This is a genomic window from Halopseudomonas laoshanensis, assembly GCF_008365385.1.
GTDB classification, from domain to species: domain Bacteria; phylum Pseudomonadota; class Gammaproteobacteria; order Pseudomonadales; family Pseudomonadaceae; genus Halopseudomonas; species Halopseudomonas laoshanensis.
In genome coordinates, this window is the sequence record NZ_QOVF01000003.1 from 259,503 (window position 1) to 277,302 (window position 17,800).

The following is a 17,800-nucleotide window of genomic DNA, read 5'->3' on the forward strand; positions in this document are numbered from 1 at the left end:
CAGTTTATGCGGAGGGCACCGGCAATGCCCGTAGCTCATCCATCGGCAACTGGTGGCCTACGGTGAGCCCCAGGCGTGCAGCAGTCCCTGCCGGCAACTCCAGTACGAAGCGCAAAGGGCGATCGGCCTGGTAGATGTCGCAGGGCATATTCCGGCACGGCGGCACCGCGGCAAAGATATTAGTAATCTGCCCACGCTCATCGATATAGACCAGATCGAGACTGATCTGCATGTTGCGCATCCAGATGGCCGGGACTGTACCCGCTGGAAAATCGAACAACATGCCCTCATCAGGAGCCAATCTCCTTCCCATCAAACCTTGGCGGCGGCTTTCCGGGTCAGCCACCCGCTCTATCCGGAAGGTTTCGTCCGCCAGCTGCATGATCCACCACTCGCCTTCAGCAGCAGGTTCGGCCACCACGCTGCATGCCAGTATCAACAGTATGCAGCCTGTCAGAGCAGTCAGGAGTGAGCGCATCAGAGGTTATCTTTGAGTAGGTTCTGGTAGACCATATTAGTCAGATACAACCTGTCTTGTTCATTCAGGTCAACAAATTCGACGCCGGTCGCTACCTGGCTATTGGCCGTTTCATCGCGGCTAACCGCGCGCACCTTGGCATTGATGGTCAGATACACATCCAGCCCGGATGGGTTGATACGAAACGAGAGTTTTACATCATCGCCCTTGGCGGCTACCGGTTTGGGCGACATCATGCGAGCGCCACCGCAACTGAGGTCAACGATCTTGGCCGCCGCCGAACCGGCGGGACCATTAACCGAGGTTACCAGTTCCACTGATACGCGCGAGGAGCCTCGGATACGCATGGACTGTACGGTTTCCGGGTAAGCCAGATGCAGATAGGGGAAAGGCGACAGGTTCGACTTGATCACGCGCGTCTTGTAAGCGACCGCATCCTTACCCACAAACCCGCGGACCAGAAACTGTTGGCCTTCCTTGACGAATACCAGACGACCCTGGACTGTGGGAGAAGTCACCATCAGGCTCACGGGTGCGTGAAACCCGATCATGCGTACCTGATAACGCTCGGCATGCGTCGGATGCAATGTCTGCAACTGCACCAGATCCCCGGGGGCTAGCTGAATTTGCGACAAACTGGAGGTCTGTACTTCGGCGGTCGCACCATTGCCGGCAACATCAAGCTTTTCCTCGGCCGCGTTGCGTTCGGGGGCCGCTCGAAAGAGTCCCATCTTCAACAGCTGAGCCAGTAACGGTTCGCTATCAATAATGCGCGACTGCTCCAGCAACACACTGCCCTCAGCGTCCAGAACGTCCCATGGCAAAGGTTTGCCCACGCCGACTTCTCGTTCTGTAAGAGGTATCAAAGTCACGCTTGGTCTCCATTCCAAATCGGGGATCACTACCCCGCAAATGTATCACAGGCGTAACAGGCACAGTGCTATCAATCTTTTCCAGAATTCAGCGGACCGCTCTGGACGGCGGGAGCAAGGCGCTGCATCAGGAATATATGTCATCCCGCGTCCAGGGCAGGTGGTGCTGCCCCCCTGGCAGCGGTTTGACCGCCAGTATCTGGTGAATATTCATCCAATTTTTGCGAAAGCCATAGGCACACCCAGCGAGATAGATGCGCCAGATGCGCAAGGTCTTGTCTGAAACCAGCGCTCGAGCCTCCTCCAGCCGCGCTTCGAGATTGGTACTCCAATGCTCCAGGGTGCGAGCATAGTGAAGGCGCAGGCTTTCTACATCGACTACTTCCAGTCCCTCCTCGCTCATACTGGCAATCGCCGTGGACAGGTGGGGTAACTCGCCGTGGGGGAACACATACCGACCGATAAAGGTCCCAGCGCCGCGACTTACCGGGCGGCCGTCAACGTATTTGGCGGTGATGCCGTGGTTCATGACCAGTCCGCCCGGTTTGACCTGGTCATACAGCATTTTGAAGTAATGTTGCAGATTGGCATGACCGACATGCTCAAACATGCCGACGCTGACCACCTTGTCGAACGCCTGATCGCCGGGCAGATCCCGATAATCCTGTAGCTGCAGCTCAATGGAGTCTTCCAGACCCTGTTCGGCGTTTTTCTCTCTGGCCAGCTCGAGCTGTTCCTTGCTCAGGGTGATCCCGTATACGCTTACACCATAGTGCCGTGCCGCGTGACGAGCCAGACCGCCCCAGCCACAACCCACATCCAGCAGACGCTCTCCCGGCTTCAAGCGGAGCTTGCGACACAGATGATCCAGCTTGTTGATCTGCGCCTGGGCCAGACTGTCGTGCAGGGGATCGCGGAAATACGCGCAGGAGTAGACCATCTCCGGGTCGAGCCAGAGGCGATAGAAGTCATTGGAAATATCATAATGGTATGCGATGGCCTCGGCGTCCATGGCCTTGTCATGCGTCGTGCGGGAGCACACCGGCTCGCTATTGTCACCGAGCAGGCCCATGCTCAGGTGGTCGGCAATCTCGACCACATCCATGATCGGGCCACGTACTTCCATGCGCTGATCGATAAACGCCTCCCCGAGCTTGTCCAGGCTGGGTTGGCGCAGATCGTTGAGCAACAATGGGTCAAGGATCTCGAGGGTTACTCGCGGATCTGGACCCAGATCGAGACTGGGCCCGCCCGCCAGACTGACTCTCAAGGGCAGCTTCAACTTGCTCAGGCTCTCGGACAGTTGCGTCAGCATACCGACCCTCCAAAGCGACCAAATAGCGGTTAGCCATCTCTCCCTTCAATATAGATCAAGTTGCTCAGCTGTCACGTCGCCAGCAAATTCCTTATTCAGGTCTTCTTGCTCGGACGTTTCCAACCTTCGATATTCTTCTGCCTGGCGCGGCCTACCGCCAAGGCCTGGGCAGGCACATCCTGGGTGACAGTGGATCCCGCTGCCGTGGTCGCGCCGGCACCAACGCTGACGGGCGCCACCAGGGCGGTGTTGGAGCCGATAAACACGCCATCATCTATGCGCGTGACGAATTTGTTCACCCCGTCATAGTTGCAGGTGATGGTACCGGCGCCGATATTGACCTGGGCACCCACTACCGCATCACCTACGTAGGACAGATGATTGATTTTGGAGTCAGCGCCGATTTCAGCTTTCTTGGTTTCGACAAAATTGCCGATTTTCGCCCCGGCATGCATCCGGGTGCCTGGACGCAGCCGCGCATACGGGCCGATATCGCAGCGTTCGCCTACATCGGCGCCGTCGATATGGCTGAACGCTTTGATCACAGTACCGGCGGCGATACGGCTGTTACGGATGACGCAATGGGGTCCGATGTCGACGTTATCGCCAATCTCGACCTCGCCTTCCAGCACCACGTTGATATCCATGAAGATATCCCGCCCTACCTTGACGGTACCGCGTACATCAAGGCGGGCCGGATCCGCCAGTGTCACGCCTTCGCTCATCAAGCGCAGGCCTTCCCGCTGCTGCCACGCGCGCTCAAGGACAGAGAGCTGCTGACGGTTGTTGGCGCCCATTACCTCAAGCTCATCCAGCGGTTGCGCCACTTCTACCGGGACCTTGTGGCTGACTGCCAACGCCACTACGTCGGTCAGGTAATATTCGCCCTGGGCGTTGTCATTCGACAGGCTGGAAAGCCACTGGGCTGCCTGGTTACCGGGCAGCGCCATGATGCCGGTATTACCTTCGGTGATCAGCAGGTGCTCCGCGCTGGCATCCTTCTGCTCAACAATGGCTTTCACTGCGCCGCTCGGGCTGCGAACAATACGCCCATAGCCGGTGGGATCAGCCATAGTCACCGTCAACAGGCCCAACGCCTGAACGCCGGCCTGCGTGCTCAGACGCTGCAGAGTCTCCGCGCGCAGCAGCGGCACATCGCCGTAGAGCACCAGGATCTGATCCGCATCGGTGATATCAGGCAACGCCTGCGCCACCGCATGCCCGGTACCGAGCTGCTCACTTTGCACTACCCAATTGATATCGTCGGCCGCCAGGGTCTCACGCACCTTGTCCGCTCCGTGGCCGATCACCACATGGATGCGCCGAGGTGTCAGCGCCCGGGCGCAATCGATAACATGCCCAAGCATCGGCTTGCCAGCTACCGGGTGAAGCACCTTGGGTAGTGCTGAACGCATACGGGTGCCTTGGCCGGCGGCGAGAATGACGATATCCAATATCATAGTGAGAACCGTGGTTGGTGGAGAGTGGGTGGATGATAGCAAAGCTGCGAGCTGCAAGCGTTATCAGGATGGCCTTGGCGGCGAGCCGCCAAGCACTCTCCTCAGATCAGCAAGAAAAACACAAGTTCACTCGAACTACTTGTCGCCCGTAGCTTGCCGCTTGCAGCGCAATAAAAAAGGCAGCCGAGGCTGCCTTTTTTATTGCAAACGAACTCAGCGATTGTTGAATGCCGGTCCGCCGTATTTCTTGCGCAGTTCCTGCACGGTACGCAGCTGGGCTGCAGCTTCAGCAAGACGCGCAGAAGCGGAACCGTAATCGAACTCGGCGCCCTTCTCGCTCAAGGCCTTTTCAGCGGCCTTTTTCGCTTCAACTGCAGATGCTTCGTCGATGTCGCCAGCACGGATAGCCGTGTCGGCAAGCACCTTGACCATGCTCGGCTGGATCTCCAGGAAGCCGCCAGAAATGTAGAACACTTCCTCGCTGCCATCCTGCTTGATCACCCGAACCGGGCCGGGCTTGAGGTCGGTAAGCAACGGCGTGTGACCTGGCAGAATACCCAGATCACCCATGTTGCCGTGTGCGACGACCATCGAAACCAGGCCTGAGAACAGCTCTTCTTCCGCGCTGACGATATCGCAGTGCACTGTCATAGCCATGTCATTGCCTCGATTCTGCGCCCGCTTGCGCGGGCGCTAGCATTACATTTTCTTGGCTTTCTCGATGGCTTCATCGATGGTGCCGACCATGTAGAACGCCTGCTCGGGCAGGTGGTCGAACTCGCCATCCAGAATGCCTTTGAAGGCACGGATAGTGTCCTTCAGAGAAACGTACTTGCCTGGCGAACCGGTGAAGACTTCGGCCACGAAGAACGGCTGCGACAGGTAACGCTGGATCTTACGAGCGCGGGCTACCAGTTGCTTGTCTTCCTCGGACAGTTCGTCCATACCCAGAATCGCGATGATGTCTTTCAGCTCTTTGTAGCGCTGCAGAACATACTGTACGCCACGGGCAGTATCGTAGTGCTCCTGACCAATCACCTGGGGGTCCAGCTGACGGGAGGTGGAGTCCAGCGGATCTACTGCAGGGTAGATACCCAGCGAGGCGATATCACGAGACAGTACCACGGTCGCATCCAAGTGAGCGAAGGTGGTGGCTGGCGAGGGGTCAGTCAAGTCATCGGCTGGTACGTATACCGCCTGAATCGACGTAATGGAGCCCTGCTTGGTGGAGGTAATACGCTCCTGCAGAACACCCATCTCCTCGGCCAGCGTTGGCTGGTAACCTACCGCTGAAGGCATACGGCCCAACAGTGCGGATACTTCGGTACCGGCCAGGGTGTAACGGTAGATGTTGTCGATGAACAACAGTACGTCACGACCTTCGTCCCGGAATTTCTCGGCCATGGTCAGGCCAGTCAGTGCTACGCGCAGACGGTTACCCGGCGGCTCGTTCATCTGACCGTAAACCAGGGCTACCTTGTCCAGTACGTTGGAGTCCTTCATCTCGTGATAGAAGTCGTTACCTTCACGAGTCCGCTCACCCACACCGGCAAATACGGAATAACCGCTGTGCTCGATGGCGATGTTACGGATCAGCTCCATCATGTTTACGGTTTTACCAACACCGGCACCACCGAACAGACCGACTTTACCGCCCTTGGCAAACGGGCAGATCAGGTCGATAACCTTGATGCCCGTTTCCAGCAGTTCGTTGGAGCTGGCCTGTTCTGCGTAGGAAGGTGCTGGGCGGTGAATGCCCCAGCGCTCTTCTTCGCCAATCGGGCCGGCTTCGTCGATGGGGTTGCCGAGTACGTCCATGATCCGGCCCAGGGTCTTGACGCCCACTGGAACGGTGATGGCTGCACCGGTGCTGCTGACGGCCAGGCCGCGCTTGACACCTTCGGTGGTACCCATGGCGATGGTCCGTACGATGCCATCACCCAATTGCTGCTGGACTTCCAGGGTCAGACCCTTTTCGTCGACATGCAGCGCGTCATACACCTTCGGCACGCTGTCACGTGGGAATTCCACGTCAATGACGGCACCGATGATTTGAACGATACGTCCGCTACTCATGTTTGGTTCCTCTAAGTGGTATGAAACCGTTATCGTCTGTCCGAAGTCTCAAGAGACTGCGGCGGCGCCGCCGACGATTTCCGAAATTTCCTGGGTGATCGCAGACTGACGAGCTTTGTTGTAGATAAGCTGCAGGCTGTCGATGATATCCCCTGCGTTGTCGGTCGCGTTTTTCATTGCGATCATCCGTGCCGCCTGTTCGCTGGCGTTGTTCTCGATCACTGCCTGATATACCTGCGACTCGATATAACGGGTCAACAGGCCATCGAGCAGCTCGTTGGCGTCAGGCTCGTAAACGTAGTCCCAATGCCCCTTGAGTTCCTCTTTGTCAGCCGGAACCAGCGGGATCATTTGTTCGACCTTGGGCGTTTGCACCATGGTGTTCACAAAGGCATTGGAGACCAGGTACAAGCGGTCGATACGACCTTCCTGATAACCATCGAGCATGACCTTGACGCTACCGATCAGATCATTCAACGAGGGCTGTTCGCCCAGGTGACTGATCGCTGCGACAACGTTACCGCCATAACTGCGAAAAAACGCGGCGCCCTTGCTGCCAATCACGCACAGCTCGGTCTCGACGTTACGGTCACGCCACTCTTTCATGTTTTGTACCAGCGCCTTGAACAGGTTGGTGTTCAAGCCACCGCAAAGACCCCGATCCGTACTGACCACGATATAGCCGACCCGTTTGACTTCACGCTCTTGCATGAACGGGTGACGATATTCGGGATTGGCATTGGCCAGATGGCCAATGACCTGACGGATACGCTCAGCGTAGGGACGGCTGGAGGCCATGCGCTGTTGTGCTCTGCGCATTTTGCTGACCGCCACCTTCTCCATGGCGCTGGTGATCTTCTGAGTACTTTTGATACTCGAAATTTTACCGCGTATCTCTTTTGCGCCTGCCATGTCTCACCTTTCAGGTTAGCCCGAGGCCAGATCGCACGATGCGGGACATGATCGAATCATGCCCCGCGCTCGGCTTACCAGCTCTGGGTTGCCTTGAAGTTCTCGATGCCAGACTTGATACCGGCTTCGATCTCGTCGTTGTAGTCGCCCTTCTCGTTGATCTTGGCCAACAGATCGGCCTTGTCACGTTTGAAGTAAGCGAGCAAAGCCTTCTCGAACGGGCCGACCTTGTTCAGCTCGACATCGACCAGGAAGCCCTTCTCGGCAGCGTACAGACTGATGGCCATGTCAGCGATCGACATAGGCGCATACTGGTGCTGCTTCATCAGCTCGGTAACCCGCTGACCATGCTCTAGCTGCTTACGGGTAGCCTCATCGAGGTCCGAAGCAAACTGGGCGAAAGCCGCCAGTTCACGATACTGGGCCAGCGCGGTACGAATACCACCGGACAGCTTCTTGATGATCTTGGTCTGGGCTGCACCACCAACACGGGATACCGATACACCGGCGTTAACGGCCGGGCGGATACCTGCGTTGAACAGGTTGGATTCCAGGAAGATCTGGCCGTCAGTGATCGAGATCACGTTGGTCGGTACGAATGCTGATACGTCACCCGCCAGCGTTTCAATGATCGGCAGTGCGGTCAGAGAACCGGTCTTGCCCTTCACTTCACCGTTGGTGAGCTTCTCGACATAGTCCTCGGAGATGCGCGATGCGCGCTCCAGCAGACGGCTGTGGAGATAGAACACGTCGCCGGGGTAGGCTTCACGACCCGGCGGACGACGCAGCAACAGCGAGATCTGACGGTAGGCAATAGCCTGCTTGGACAGATCATCGTAGATGATCAGCGCGTCTTCACCACGGTCACGGAAGTACTCGCCCATGGTGCAGCCTGAGTAAGGTGCCAGGAATTGCAGGGCAGCCGGCTCGGAAGCGGAAGCCGCAACGACGATGGTGTTGCTCATCGCGCCATGCTCTTCCAGCTTGCGTACGACGTTGGCGATGGTCGACTGCTTCTGACCGATAGCCACGTACACACACTTGATGCCGGAATCTTTCTGGTTGATGATCGCGTCGATCGCGATGGCCGTCTTACCTGTCTGACGGTCACCGATGATCAGCTCACGCTGACCACGGCCAATCGGGATCATCGCATCGATGGACTTGTAGCCGGTCTGGACCGGCTGATCTACCGACTTACGCCAGATTACGCCAGGCGCAACCTTTTCTACCGCGTCAGTCAGTTTGGCATCGATTACGCCCTTGCCGTCAATCGGGTTACCCAGCGCGTCAACAACGCGACCGAGCAACTCGGGGCCGACCGGAACTTCCAGAATACGACCGGTACATTTGGCTGTCATGCCTTCGGTCAGATTCAGGTAATCACCCAATACAACAGAACCCACGGAGTCCTGCTCCAGGTTCAGTGCCATACCGTATACACCACCGGGGAATTCAATCATTTCCCCGTACATCACATCAGCAAGGCCGTGAATGCGCACGATACCGTCGGAAACGCTGACGATGGTGCCTACATTGCGAGCCTGCGAAGACACATCGAGTTTCTCGATGCGCTGCTTGATAATTTCGCTAATTTCGGAAGGATTCAATTGCTGCATGCCATGTCCCTCAAATCAGGATTTCAACGCCTCGGCCAGCTTATCCAGCTTGCCGCGGACCGAACCGTCGATGACCAAGTCACCCGCACGAATCAACACACCGCCGATCAAGGCCGGGTTGATGGTCACATGAGGAGTTACTGTCCGGTCTAACCGCTTGGAAAGAGCGGTTGCCAGCGTTTTCTGTTGATCGTCGCTCAGCTCAAAGGCGGATTCCACCTCGACTGCCACGCTACGATCATGTTCTGCCTTGTGTTGCTCATAGAGCTCGGCAATAACCGGGATCAAGGGCAAACGGTCATGCTCAGACAGCGTCCGGATAAAATTACCGAAAGCCTCATCCACATGACCCTCGCACACCATGAGCAGGTCGTCGGCCTTGCGTTCCTCGGTCAGACCGGGATTACGCATCCTCGCGGCAAAAGCGTCATCCTGAACGGCCGCTGCTGCCAGGGTCAGCATGCCAGACCAGGCATCCAGACCACCGGCAGCAGAAGCGTGTTCAAAAGCTGCTTTTGCGTAAGGCCGAGCTAGCGTATTGATAGTAGCCATAGCTCGCCTCGCTTAGAGTTGTGAGGCCAATTTATTGACCAGCTCACTGTGCGCCTTGGCGTCGATTTCCGACCCCAGAATTTGCTCAGCGCCCCGAACGGCCAATACGGCCACCTGGGCCCGAAGGTCATCCTTGGCGCGATTCACTTCCTGTTCGATCTCGGCCTTAGCGGCTGTGATCAGACGTTCACCTTCGGAACGTGCCTGCTCTTTAGCTTCCTCAACAATGAGGTTGGCACTCTTGTTGGCTTGCTCGATGATCTGAGTAGCCTGTTCCTTGGTTTCACGCAGGGTCTGGGAAGCTTTCTCTTGGGCCAGGTCAAGGTCACGTTGGGCGCGGCCAGCCGCGTCCAGACCTTCAGCGATTTTTTTCTGGCGCTCTGCCATGGCTGCCGTGATCGGCGGCCACACATACTTCATGCAGAACCAGACAAAAATAGCGAAGGCAATCGTTTGACCAAACAGCGTCAGATTAATATTCACAGCGATTTACCTCGTGCTATTCGTTGAGTCCCGGATCTCTTGATCCAGATGATAGGTCCGGCAAACCGTGGCTTACCGGAGATCAGTCATCTGAATTAAGCGGCAACGCCAGGGGCAACAACGAAGATCAGGTACATCGCGATACCAACACCGATCATCGGCACGGCGTCGAGCAGACCGGCCATCAGGAAGGTTTTGGTTTGCAGCTGCGGGCCCAGCTCAGGCTGACGTGCAGTGGATTCCAGCAGCTTGCCACCCAGCAGGGCGAAGCCAATACCGGTACCCAGGGCGCCCAGACCGATCATGATGGAGGCAGCAATGATTACGAGTTCCATAATTACTCCTAAAGTTCAAGGTTGCAGTTCAAGGTTGGTTGATTGAACAGGGTTCGAGTGCGGTCAGTGAGCATCCTCATGAGCCGCACTTAGATACACCACAGTCAGCACCATGAAGATGAAGGCCTGTAGCGGAATGACTAGAATATGGAAGATTGCCCATGGCACGTTCAGACCCCATTGGAGGTAGAACGGCAGTAGCGCGATCAGAATAAAGACCACTTCACCGGCGTACATGTTACCGAACAGTCGCAATGCCAGACTCAGTGGTTTGGTCAGCAGGCCGAGCAGTTCAAGGAACAGGTTGAACGGAATCAACGCCCAGTGCTTGAAAGGGGTGAAGGACAGTTCCTTGATAAAGCCGCCGAAGCCCTTGACCTTGAAACTGTAGAAAATAATCAGGATGAAGACACCCAGGGAAATACCAAAGGTACCGTTCGGATCAGCCGTCGGCACGATCTTGAAGTAATCCAGTCCCAGAGCGGTGGCCAGGCCGGGGATGTAATCCACCGGTATCCATTTCAGGGAGTTCATCAGGAACACCCAGACGAAAATGGTCAACGCCAGAGGCGCAACCAAGGCGTTACGGCCGTGGAAAGTATCCTTGACGATGCCCTGGATGAACTCCACGGTCATCTCGACGACGTTCTGCAGCTTGCCCGGCACGCCAACCGTGGCGCGCTTGGCAACGGTGCGGAACAGGAACAGGAAAATCAGACCCATGAATACCGACCAACCCAGGGTATCCACGTGAAACGCCATAAAGCCCATGTCGGTTGCTTCAGCGCCTGATTGGGCTAGCGTCCAGGTGGTTTCCTGAACAACTGTGCCGTCATAACGCTCGTAACCTGCGGGCAATTTGCCGTAAGTGAGGTTCTGCAAATGGTGCTGGATATATTCAGCTGAAGTGCCTGCCATATTTGCCTCTGACTAATGCTTTTGAAATCGTTTGACTATGAGCAGGCCACTGGCTCCGACGGCCAGCACCGCGAGGTAACCAGCAAATACTGCGGTCGCCTCCAGCGGCTTTACACCTACCCACACCAGCACAAAAAGTGCGGCGGTCAATATTATTTTGCCAGCCTCGCCGGAATAAAATTCACGGACGATGGCCTGGGCTGATCGGGCTCCGCTATAGCGGTACACCCGATAAGCAAAATAGGCATTGGGGACCAGCGCGACAAGTCCACCCAAGAGGCCGGAATATCCGGCTACAGGATTCTGGAAAAACCACAGAATCAGCGCTGCCAAAAGGGCTACGCAAGCTTGAAGCAACAACACCGGGAAAGCTGGCAAGCGATGGAAAGGGGTTCTATTGGGCGTTCTTGCGTCCATTTACCCGCCTCGCGACCGCTGCTTCAGGTTCTTTTCCGGGGCTTTCCCCGCAACAAACTGGTGCATTTCACCAGCTAAAATAGCGCGAGGAGTATAGGTTGAATAATCCTCCGATTCAACACTAACCGGGCGAATCCCCCGTCTTTTCAATCAGTAGGCCGCATTCGACGGCCCGTTTGGCGACTATGACGTCTCTTCCGCATTCACCAACTGGCTCACTTGATATGCATCAACACGCCATCAAGTTCATCCAACGAGCTATAGCTGATAACCAGTTTGCCCTTGCCCTTGGCGCCGTGCTGAATCTTCACTTCGGCGCCTATACGTTCGGCGAGATCCTGTTGCAACCGCTCAATATCAGGATTAGCGCGGGTATCACCGGCTTCGCGGCGGGGATTCAGCCACTGGCGCACCAATGCTTCAGTCTGACGAACGGTCAAACCTTTGGCGACTACCTGCCGGGCCGCGGCTGTCTGATCCTCGCTGGGCAAACCCAGCAAAGCCCGCGCATGGCCCATTTCCAGATCACCGCGTTCCAGTAACAATTTGACATCATCTGGCAGCGCCATCAGACGCAGCAGATTGGTAATGCTGACCCGGGATTTACCCACCGCGTCAGCAACCTGCTGCTGGGTCAGTTCGAACTCCAACTGCAAACGTTGCAGGGCGATGGCTTCTTCGATCGGGTTGAGATCTTCGCGCTGGATGTTCTCGATCAGCGCCATGGCAATAGCCGCTTCGTCGGGTACATCGCGGATTACCGCCGGGATCGAATCCAGGCCGGCTTGCTGTGTGGCACGCCAGCGCCTTTCGCCGGCGATGATTTCGTAACGACCCTCGGCAATCGGGCGGACCACTATTGGCTGCATGACGCCTTGCACACGAATGGAATTGGCCAGCTCTTCCAGAGCCTGGGGATCCATGTCGCGGCGGGGTTGGTATTTGCCGCGCTGAATCAGATCAACCGGTAATTCCTTAAGCAGTTGCTCCTGATTCTCAGATCCCTGACCGGCGCTGTTGGATTGCCCTAGCAGCGCATCCAGCCCCCTTCCCAAGCCGCGTTTCTTGACCGCCATGCCGGTATTGTCCTTTTATTCGATTAGTCGTTCGCGCTCGCCAGAGCACTTGCTTTGGCAGCTTGTTTGGAGCGTCTTACCACTTCGCCGGCCAGCGCCAGATAAGCCACAGCACCTCGGGATTGCTTGTCATAGGTCAGCGCCGGCATGCCAAAGCTGGGCGCCTCGGCCAGACGCACATTACGCGGGATCACGGTCTGGTACAGCTTGTCACCAAAGTGACTGGTCAACTGCGCCGATACATCCAGCGTCAGACTATTGCGCGGATCGTACATGGTGCGCAGCAAGCCTTCGATCTGCAGCGTGGGATTAAGCACCGAACTGATCCGCTGGATAGTATTGACCAGCGCCGACAGGCCTTCCAACGCATAGTATTCGCATTGCATGGGAATAATGACCCCATCGGCGGCGACCAATCCATTGACGGTCAACATGTTCAGCGAGGGCGGGCAATCGATCAGAATGTAATCGTACTGACTGCGCAGGGTTGTCAGCGCGTAACGCAGGCGGCTTTCCTTCATCTTCACATCGAGCAGTTCGACTTCGGCAGCAGTCAGATCACCGTTGGCCGGCAATATGTCATAACCACCGTTTTCGGAACGTTGCAGCGCCTGCTTCAGCTCACAGCGACCGGTCAGCAACTCGTAAACCGAATTCTCCAGATCGGATTTGTCGATACCGCTACCCATGGTCGCATTGCCCTGGGGATCCAGATCCACCAGCAACACCTTGCGTTTGGTAGCAGCCAGCGAGGCGGCGAGGTTGATGCAGGTGGTGGTCTTGCCGACGCCGCCTTTCTGGTTGGCTATTGCCAATACCTTGCCCACTATGACCTCCTATCCGTTGTCAGCCTGAACCTGCCGTTGCAGTATCAGCAGATGTCGGCTGCCCTGGCAACCGGGTACCGCCAATTGTGCGCTGTCAGTGACCTGGAAGTCGACCGGCAATGCAGCCAACTCCTCCTCCGGATACTGCCCCTTCATTGCCAACCAACGTGTATCGGTATCGCTCAGATGACGTGTCAGATGAGTAAAATCAGCGAGGGAACTGAAGGCCCGGGAGACAATGCCGTGAAACGGCTGCTCTGCCTGATAGGCTTCCACGCGGTTCTGCACCACGGTCAGATTGGCCAACCCCAGCTCCAGTCGGACCTGGGTGAGAAAGCGGGTTTTCTTGCCGTTGCTATCGAGCACGGTGAAGCGCGCATCAGGCCGCATGATTGCCAGAATAATCCCCGGCATACCGCCGCCACTGCCCACATCCAACCAGCGTTCGCCTTGCACATAGGGCAAAATGCTCAGACTGTCGAGCAGATGGCGGCTGACCATTTCATCCGGATCGCGCACCGCTGTCAGGTTGTAAGCCTTGTTCCATTTGTGCAACAGCTCGAGATAGGCCAGCAGCTGCCGAGTTTGTTCCGGGCTCAGCTCGATGCCCAGGGCGGCAGCACCTTGAATAAGTTCAGCAGCATGATCGGCCATCGCGCTCACGCCTCTCTTGCCAGGCTGCTGCCCGCGGCGCTGCGTTTTTTCAGATGGATCAACAGCAGACTGACCGCCGCCGGAGTTACACCCGGTATGCGCGAGGCCTGACCCAGGGTTTGCGGGCGCACATCAGCGAGCTTGTGCTTGATCTCGTTGGACAGACCATTGAGCGTCAGATAATCCAACCCATCGGGGAGCAGCGTCTGTTCGTGCTGCCGCAAACGGTCGATCTCTTCTTGCTGTCGCTCGATATAGCCGGCGTACTTGGTATGGATTTCCACCTGTTCCGCGGCATCCGCAGGAATATCCACCTTGCCAGTCAGCTCGCACAGGGCCGTGTAGTCCACTTCTGGACGACGCAACAAATCGAGCAAATTATATTCGTGATTCAGCGGCGTGGCGTAGCGCTCGGCAAAAGCTTTGCCGATCTCACTGTTGGGCTGCACCCAGGTACTGCTCAGGCGCTTACGCTCGGCGTCGATTGCTTCGCGCTTGGCACTGAATACTGACCAGCGATGGTCATCGACCAGGCCCAGCTCGCGACCCTTTTCCGTCAAACGCAGGTCGGCGTTGTCTTCACGCAATACCAGTCGGTACTCAGCCCGCGAAGTAAACATGCGGTAAGGCTCGCGCGTGCCCATGGTGATCAGATCGTCGACCAGTACGCCGATGTAGGCTTCATCACGACGCGGGCACCAGGCTTCCTGATCCTGCGAGCGTCGCGCAGCGTTCATGCCCGCGAGCAGGCCCTGAGCAGCGGCTTCTTCATAACCGGTAGTGCCGTTGATCTGCCCGGCAAAGAACAGCCCGCCAATCACCTTGGTTTCCAGTGAGTACTTCAGATCCTGCGGGTTGAAGTAATCGTATTCAATCGCGTAACCGGGACGCAGGATGTGGGCGTTTTCCATGCCCTCGATCGATTGCACGACCTGCAACTGCACATCGAACGGCAATGAAGTGGATATGCCGTTGGGGTACAGCTCATGGGTGGTCAAACCTTCCGGCTCGATAAACACCTGATGCTGATTCTTGTCGGCAAAGCGATGAATCTTGTCTTCGATCGACGGGCAATAGCGTGGGCCTACCCCTTCGATCACACCGGTATACATCGGCGAGCGATCCAGATTGTTGCGAATAATCTCGTGAGTACGCTCGTTGGTGTAGGTAATCCAGCAATTGACCTGTTGCGGATGCTCGTTGACGTTGCCCAGGAACGACATTACCGGCAAGGGGGTGTCGCCGGGCTGCACGGTCATCTTGCTGTAATCCACGGTGCGCCCGTCAATGCGCGGTGGCGTACCGGTCTTCAAGCGGTCCACGCGCAGGGGCAATTCACGTAAACGATCAGCCAGGGCAATAGCCGGTGGATCACCGGCACGGCCACCAGAGTAGTTATCCAGACCTATGTGAATCAAGCCGCCGAGGAAAGTACCGGTAGTCAGCACGACGTTGTCGGCATGGAAACGCAGACCCATCTGGGTAACAACCCCACATACCTGATCGTTCTCGACAATCAGATCGTCACAGGCCTGCTGGAATATCCACAGATTGGGTTGGTTCTCCAGCATTTCACGAATGGCCGCCTTGTACAGGATACGGTCAGCCTGAGCCCGCGTGGCACGCACAGCCGGGCCTTTGCGGCTGTTGAGCACGCGAAACTGAATACCCGCCAGATCGGTTGCCCTGGCCATGGCTCCGCCCAGAGCATCGATTTCCTTGACCAGATGGCTCTTGCCGATACCGCCGATCGCAGGGTTACAGCTCATCTGCCCAAGCGTCTCGACGTTATGGCTCAGCAGCAAGGTCTTCACGCCCATACGAGCAGCAGCCAGTGCGGCTTCGGTGCCAGCGTGGCCCCCGCCTACAACGATTACGTCAAAACGACTTGGAAATTGCACGGTAAACCTCGTTGCCAGACAACGGCTGGCTTCGGGAAAAGGGGCTGATTATAGGCTTGTGTTGAGAAAATTGCAGCTTTGTGCTGGATGTTTTTTGAACAGCCGGTCAGACAGGTCTGGGTACTCTCGACCTACTCAGCTCATTAGTAGAATAAATTAAAGAAAGATTTAAAAAGCTTTATGTAGTTAATGTTAATGAGTAAGCGCTTTTCTGTGAGTAACTGCTTTAAACCTATATAAATCAATCATTTGGAATGAAAGAAAGGTTGTGGTCAGGCTGGGTTTGAATGGGTCCGTAAGCGGTGTGTTACTTGTGCATAACTTGCATGCTTATCCACAGGGTGTTTTGGGTGCAGGTTGTACACAGACTTTCGACCTAGTCTCAGGGCTAGTTGTACACAGGGCTCAGTCAGGTTGAACGAGGTGAAATAAGCGTATAGAAGGGAAAAAATAAGCGAAAAAAGACGTCAACGAAGGTGCAATTCCGAGGCGTGATCGAAAATTCCAGTATTGACGGGCTGTTTATTTGCCAATGCAGAAGCTGGAGAAGATCCGGCCGAGCAGATCATCGGCGCTGAATTCGCCGGTTATGCTGCCAAGGGCTTGTTGCGCCATGCGCAGGTCCTCAGCGAGCAACTCTCCTGCACCCATCAGGGTTAACTGGTCGTGACCATGAGACAGGTGCTCGCTAGCCTGTTCCAATGCCTGCAAATGGCGTCGACGAGCACTGAACAGGCTTTCCGATGCTTGCTCATAGCCCATGCAGGTTTTCAGGTGCTCACGCAGCAGCTCCACACCCTCGCCAGTACGAGCACAGAGCTGGATGGTCACGCTGCCATCAACCGCCTGTTGCTGGCCTGGCTGCTCACCTATCAGGTCGATCTTGTTATGAATCAGGGTCACCTTGCTGGGGTCGGGTCGCTGCAGCAGAAACTCTGGCCACAGGTTTTCCGGATGATGCGCCTCGGGCTGCGACGCATCGACCATTAACAGGATCCGGTCGGCCTCGGCGATGGCGGCCATGGCGCGTTCGACGCCGATCTTTTCGACTTGGTCTTCAGTATCCCGCAGCCCTGCAGTGTCAATGATATGCAGCGGCATACTGTCGATGTGAATATGTTCACGCAGGATATCCCGGGTGGTGCCGGCGATATCCGTGACGATGGCGCTGTCCTTGCCGGCCAAGGCATTAAGCAGGCTGGATTTGCCCGCATTGGGCCGGCCGGCGATAACCACGGTCATTCCGTCACGTAACAACGCGCCCTGCCCGGCTTCCCGCTGCACCTGCCGGAGTTGCTCACGGACTGTCTGAAGTTGGGCCAGCACGTGACCATCAGCGAGAAAATCAATTTCTTCTTCCGGGAAATCAATTGCCGCTTCCACATAGATACGTAGTGCAATAAGCGCCTCAGTCAGCGCATTCACCCGCGTGGAAAACGCGCCCTGCAAGGAGTGCAACGCATTGCGTGCGGCCTGCTCCGAGCTGGCCTCGATCAGATCGGCAATGGCCTCAGCCTGGGCCAGGTCGAGTTTGTCATTCAGAAACGCCCGTTCACTGAACTCACCAGGGTTGGCCAAGCGCGCGCCGGCGTGCAGACAGGCCTTGAGCAGCAGATCCATGACCACTGGCCCACCATGACCTTGCAGCTCCAGTACATCTTCGCCGGTGAAGGAATGTGGCCCGGGGAAGTACAGCGTCAGGCCTTGATCCAGCGCTACGTCCTGTTGCCAGAAGGTACCGTAATGGGCATGCCGGGGTGTGGGTTGGATACGCGCTATCTGTTTGGCAATAGCCGGTGCGGCCGGTCCGGATACACGGATAATCCCTACCCCACCCTGACCTGGTGGTGTGGCGATGGCGGCAATGGTATCGGCGTGATAACTGGGCATGGTCATTCTCTGGGT

At 56.6% G+C, this 17,800-nt stretch carries 18 protein-coding genes; all 18 read right to left on the reverse strand.

Annotated features, from left to right (window positions below; translation table 11 throughout):
- Positions 1–4: 4 nt before the first annotated feature.
- Positions 5–478 carry a DUF192 domain-containing protein gene (locus tag DT594_RS11985; protein ID WP_149332884.1) on the reverse strand — a complete coding sequence of 158 codons (474 nt, stop codon included), beginning with the start codon at positions 476–478 and terminating at the stop codon, positions 5–7.
- Positions 478–1,350 carry a flagellar brake protein gene (locus DT594_RS11990; RefSeq protein WP_149332885.1) on the reverse strand — a complete coding sequence of 291 codons (873 nt, stop codon included), beginning with the start codon at positions 1,348–1,350 and terminating at the stop codon, positions 478–480. The genes DT594_RS11985 and DT594_RS11990 overlap by 1 nt, the downstream gene beginning before the upstream one ends.
- A 127-nt stretch (positions 1,351–1,477) precedes the next feature.
- A complete protein-coding gene (gene cfaB / locus DT594_RS11995) occupies positions 1,478–2,665 on the reverse strand; it encodes a C17 cyclopropane fatty acid synthase CfaB (protein ID WP_149332886.1) in 1,188 nt (395 codons plus the stop codon).
- 95 nt (positions 2,666–2,760) lie between these two features.
- Positions 2,761–4,125 carry a bifunctional UDP-N-acetylglucosamine diphosphorylase/glucosamine-1-phosphate N-acetyltransferase GlmU gene (gene glmU, locus DT594_RS12000; protein ID WP_149332887.1) on the reverse strand — a complete coding sequence of 455 codons (1,365 nt, stop codon included), beginning with the start codon at positions 4,123–4,125 and terminating at the stop codon, positions 2,761–2,763.
- Positions 4,126–4,338: 213 nt separating this feature from the next.
- Positions 4,339–4,782, reverse strand: coding sequence for a F0F1 ATP synthase subunit epsilon (locus DT594_RS12005; protein WP_149332888.1), 444 nt, complete (start codon positions 4,780–4,782; stop codon positions 4,339–4,341).
- 42 nt (positions 4,783–4,824) lie between these two features.
- Positions 4,825–6,201 (reverse strand): F0F1 ATP synthase subunit beta, encoded by a 1,377-nt coding sequence (gene atpD / locus DT594_RS12010; protein ID WP_149332889.1) that lies wholly within the window; start codon positions 6,199–6,201, stop codon positions 4,825–4,827.
- A 48-nt stretch (positions 6,202–6,249) separates the two neighbouring features.
- Positions 6,250–7,113, reverse strand: a complete 864-nt coding sequence (atpG, locus tag DT594_RS12015) for a F0F1 ATP synthase subunit gamma (protein ID WP_149332890.1) — start codon at positions 7,111–7,113, stop codon at positions 6,250–6,252.
- A gap of 74 nt (positions 7,114–7,187) precedes the next feature.
- Positions 7,188–8,732, reverse strand: coding sequence for a F0F1 ATP synthase subunit alpha (gene atpA, locus DT594_RS12020; RefSeq protein WP_096345529.1), 1,545 nt, complete (start codon positions 8,730–8,732; stop codon positions 7,188–7,190).
- 15 nt (positions 8,733–8,747) lie between these two features.
- Positions 8,748–9,284, reverse strand: a complete 537-nt coding sequence (locus DT594_RS12025; protein WP_149332891.1) for a F0F1 ATP synthase subunit delta — start codon at positions 9,282–9,284, stop codon at positions 8,748–8,750.
- Between the two features lie 12 nt (positions 9,285–9,296).
- A complete protein-coding gene (locus DT594_RS12030; protein ID WP_149332892.1) occupies positions 9,297–9,767 on the reverse strand; it encodes a F0F1 ATP synthase subunit B in 471 nt (156 codons plus the stop codon).
- 95 nt (positions 9,768–9,862) lie between these two features.
- A complete protein-coding gene (atpE, locus tag DT594_RS12035; protein WP_022960829.1) occupies positions 9,863–10,102 on the reverse strand; it encodes a F0F1 ATP synthase subunit C in 240 nt (79 codons plus the stop codon).
- Positions 10,103–10,165: 63 nt separating this feature from the next.
- Positions 10,166–11,020, reverse strand: a complete 855-nt coding sequence (gene atpB, locus DT594_RS12040; protein WP_096345526.1) for a F0F1 ATP synthase subunit A — start codon at positions 11,018–11,020, stop codon at positions 10,166–10,168.
- Between the two features lie 12 nt (positions 11,021–11,032).
- Entirely contained in the window at positions 11,033–11,437 is a 405-nt protein-coding gene (locus DT594_RS12045; protein WP_149332893.1) for a F0F1 ATP synthase subunit I, read from the reverse strand.
- A gap of 215 nt (positions 11,438–11,652) precedes the next feature.
- Entirely contained in the window at positions 11,653–12,513 is an 861-nt protein-coding gene (locus DT594_RS12050; protein ID WP_096345524.1) for a ParB/RepB/Spo0J family partition protein, read from the reverse strand.
- A 23-nt stretch (positions 12,514–12,536) separates the two neighbouring features.
- Positions 12,537–13,340: a ParA family protein gene (locus DT594_RS12055; RefSeq protein ID WP_149332894.1), complete on the reverse strand. Its 804-nt coding sequence runs from the start codon at positions 13,338–13,340 to the stop codon at positions 12,537–12,539.
- 9 nt (positions 13,341–13,349) lie between these two features.
- The gene (gene rsmG, locus DT594_RS12060) at positions 13,350–13,994 is read right to left on the reverse strand and encodes a 16S rRNA (guanine(527)-N(7))-methyltransferase RsmG (RefSeq protein WP_096345522.1); all 645 of its coding nucleotides are present in this window, start codon (positions 13,992–13,994) and stop codon (positions 13,350–13,352) included.
- A gap of 5 nt (positions 13,995–13,999) precedes the next feature.
- On the reverse strand, positions 14,000–15,895 hold the full coding sequence (gene mnmG, locus DT594_RS12065) for a tRNA uridine-5-carboxymethylaminomethyl(34) synthesis enzyme MnmG (protein ID WP_149332895.1): 1,896 nt from the start codon (positions 15,893–15,895) through the stop codon (positions 14,000–14,002).
- Positions 15,896–16,417: 522 nt separating this feature from the next.
- Positions 16,418–17,785, reverse strand: a complete 1,368-nt coding sequence (gene mnmE / locus DT594_RS12070; protein ID WP_425460551.1) for a tRNA uridine-5-carboxymethylaminomethyl(34) synthesis GTPase MnmE — start codon at positions 17,783–17,785, stop codon at positions 16,418–16,420.
- Positions 17,786–17,800 lie beyond the last annotated feature (15 nt).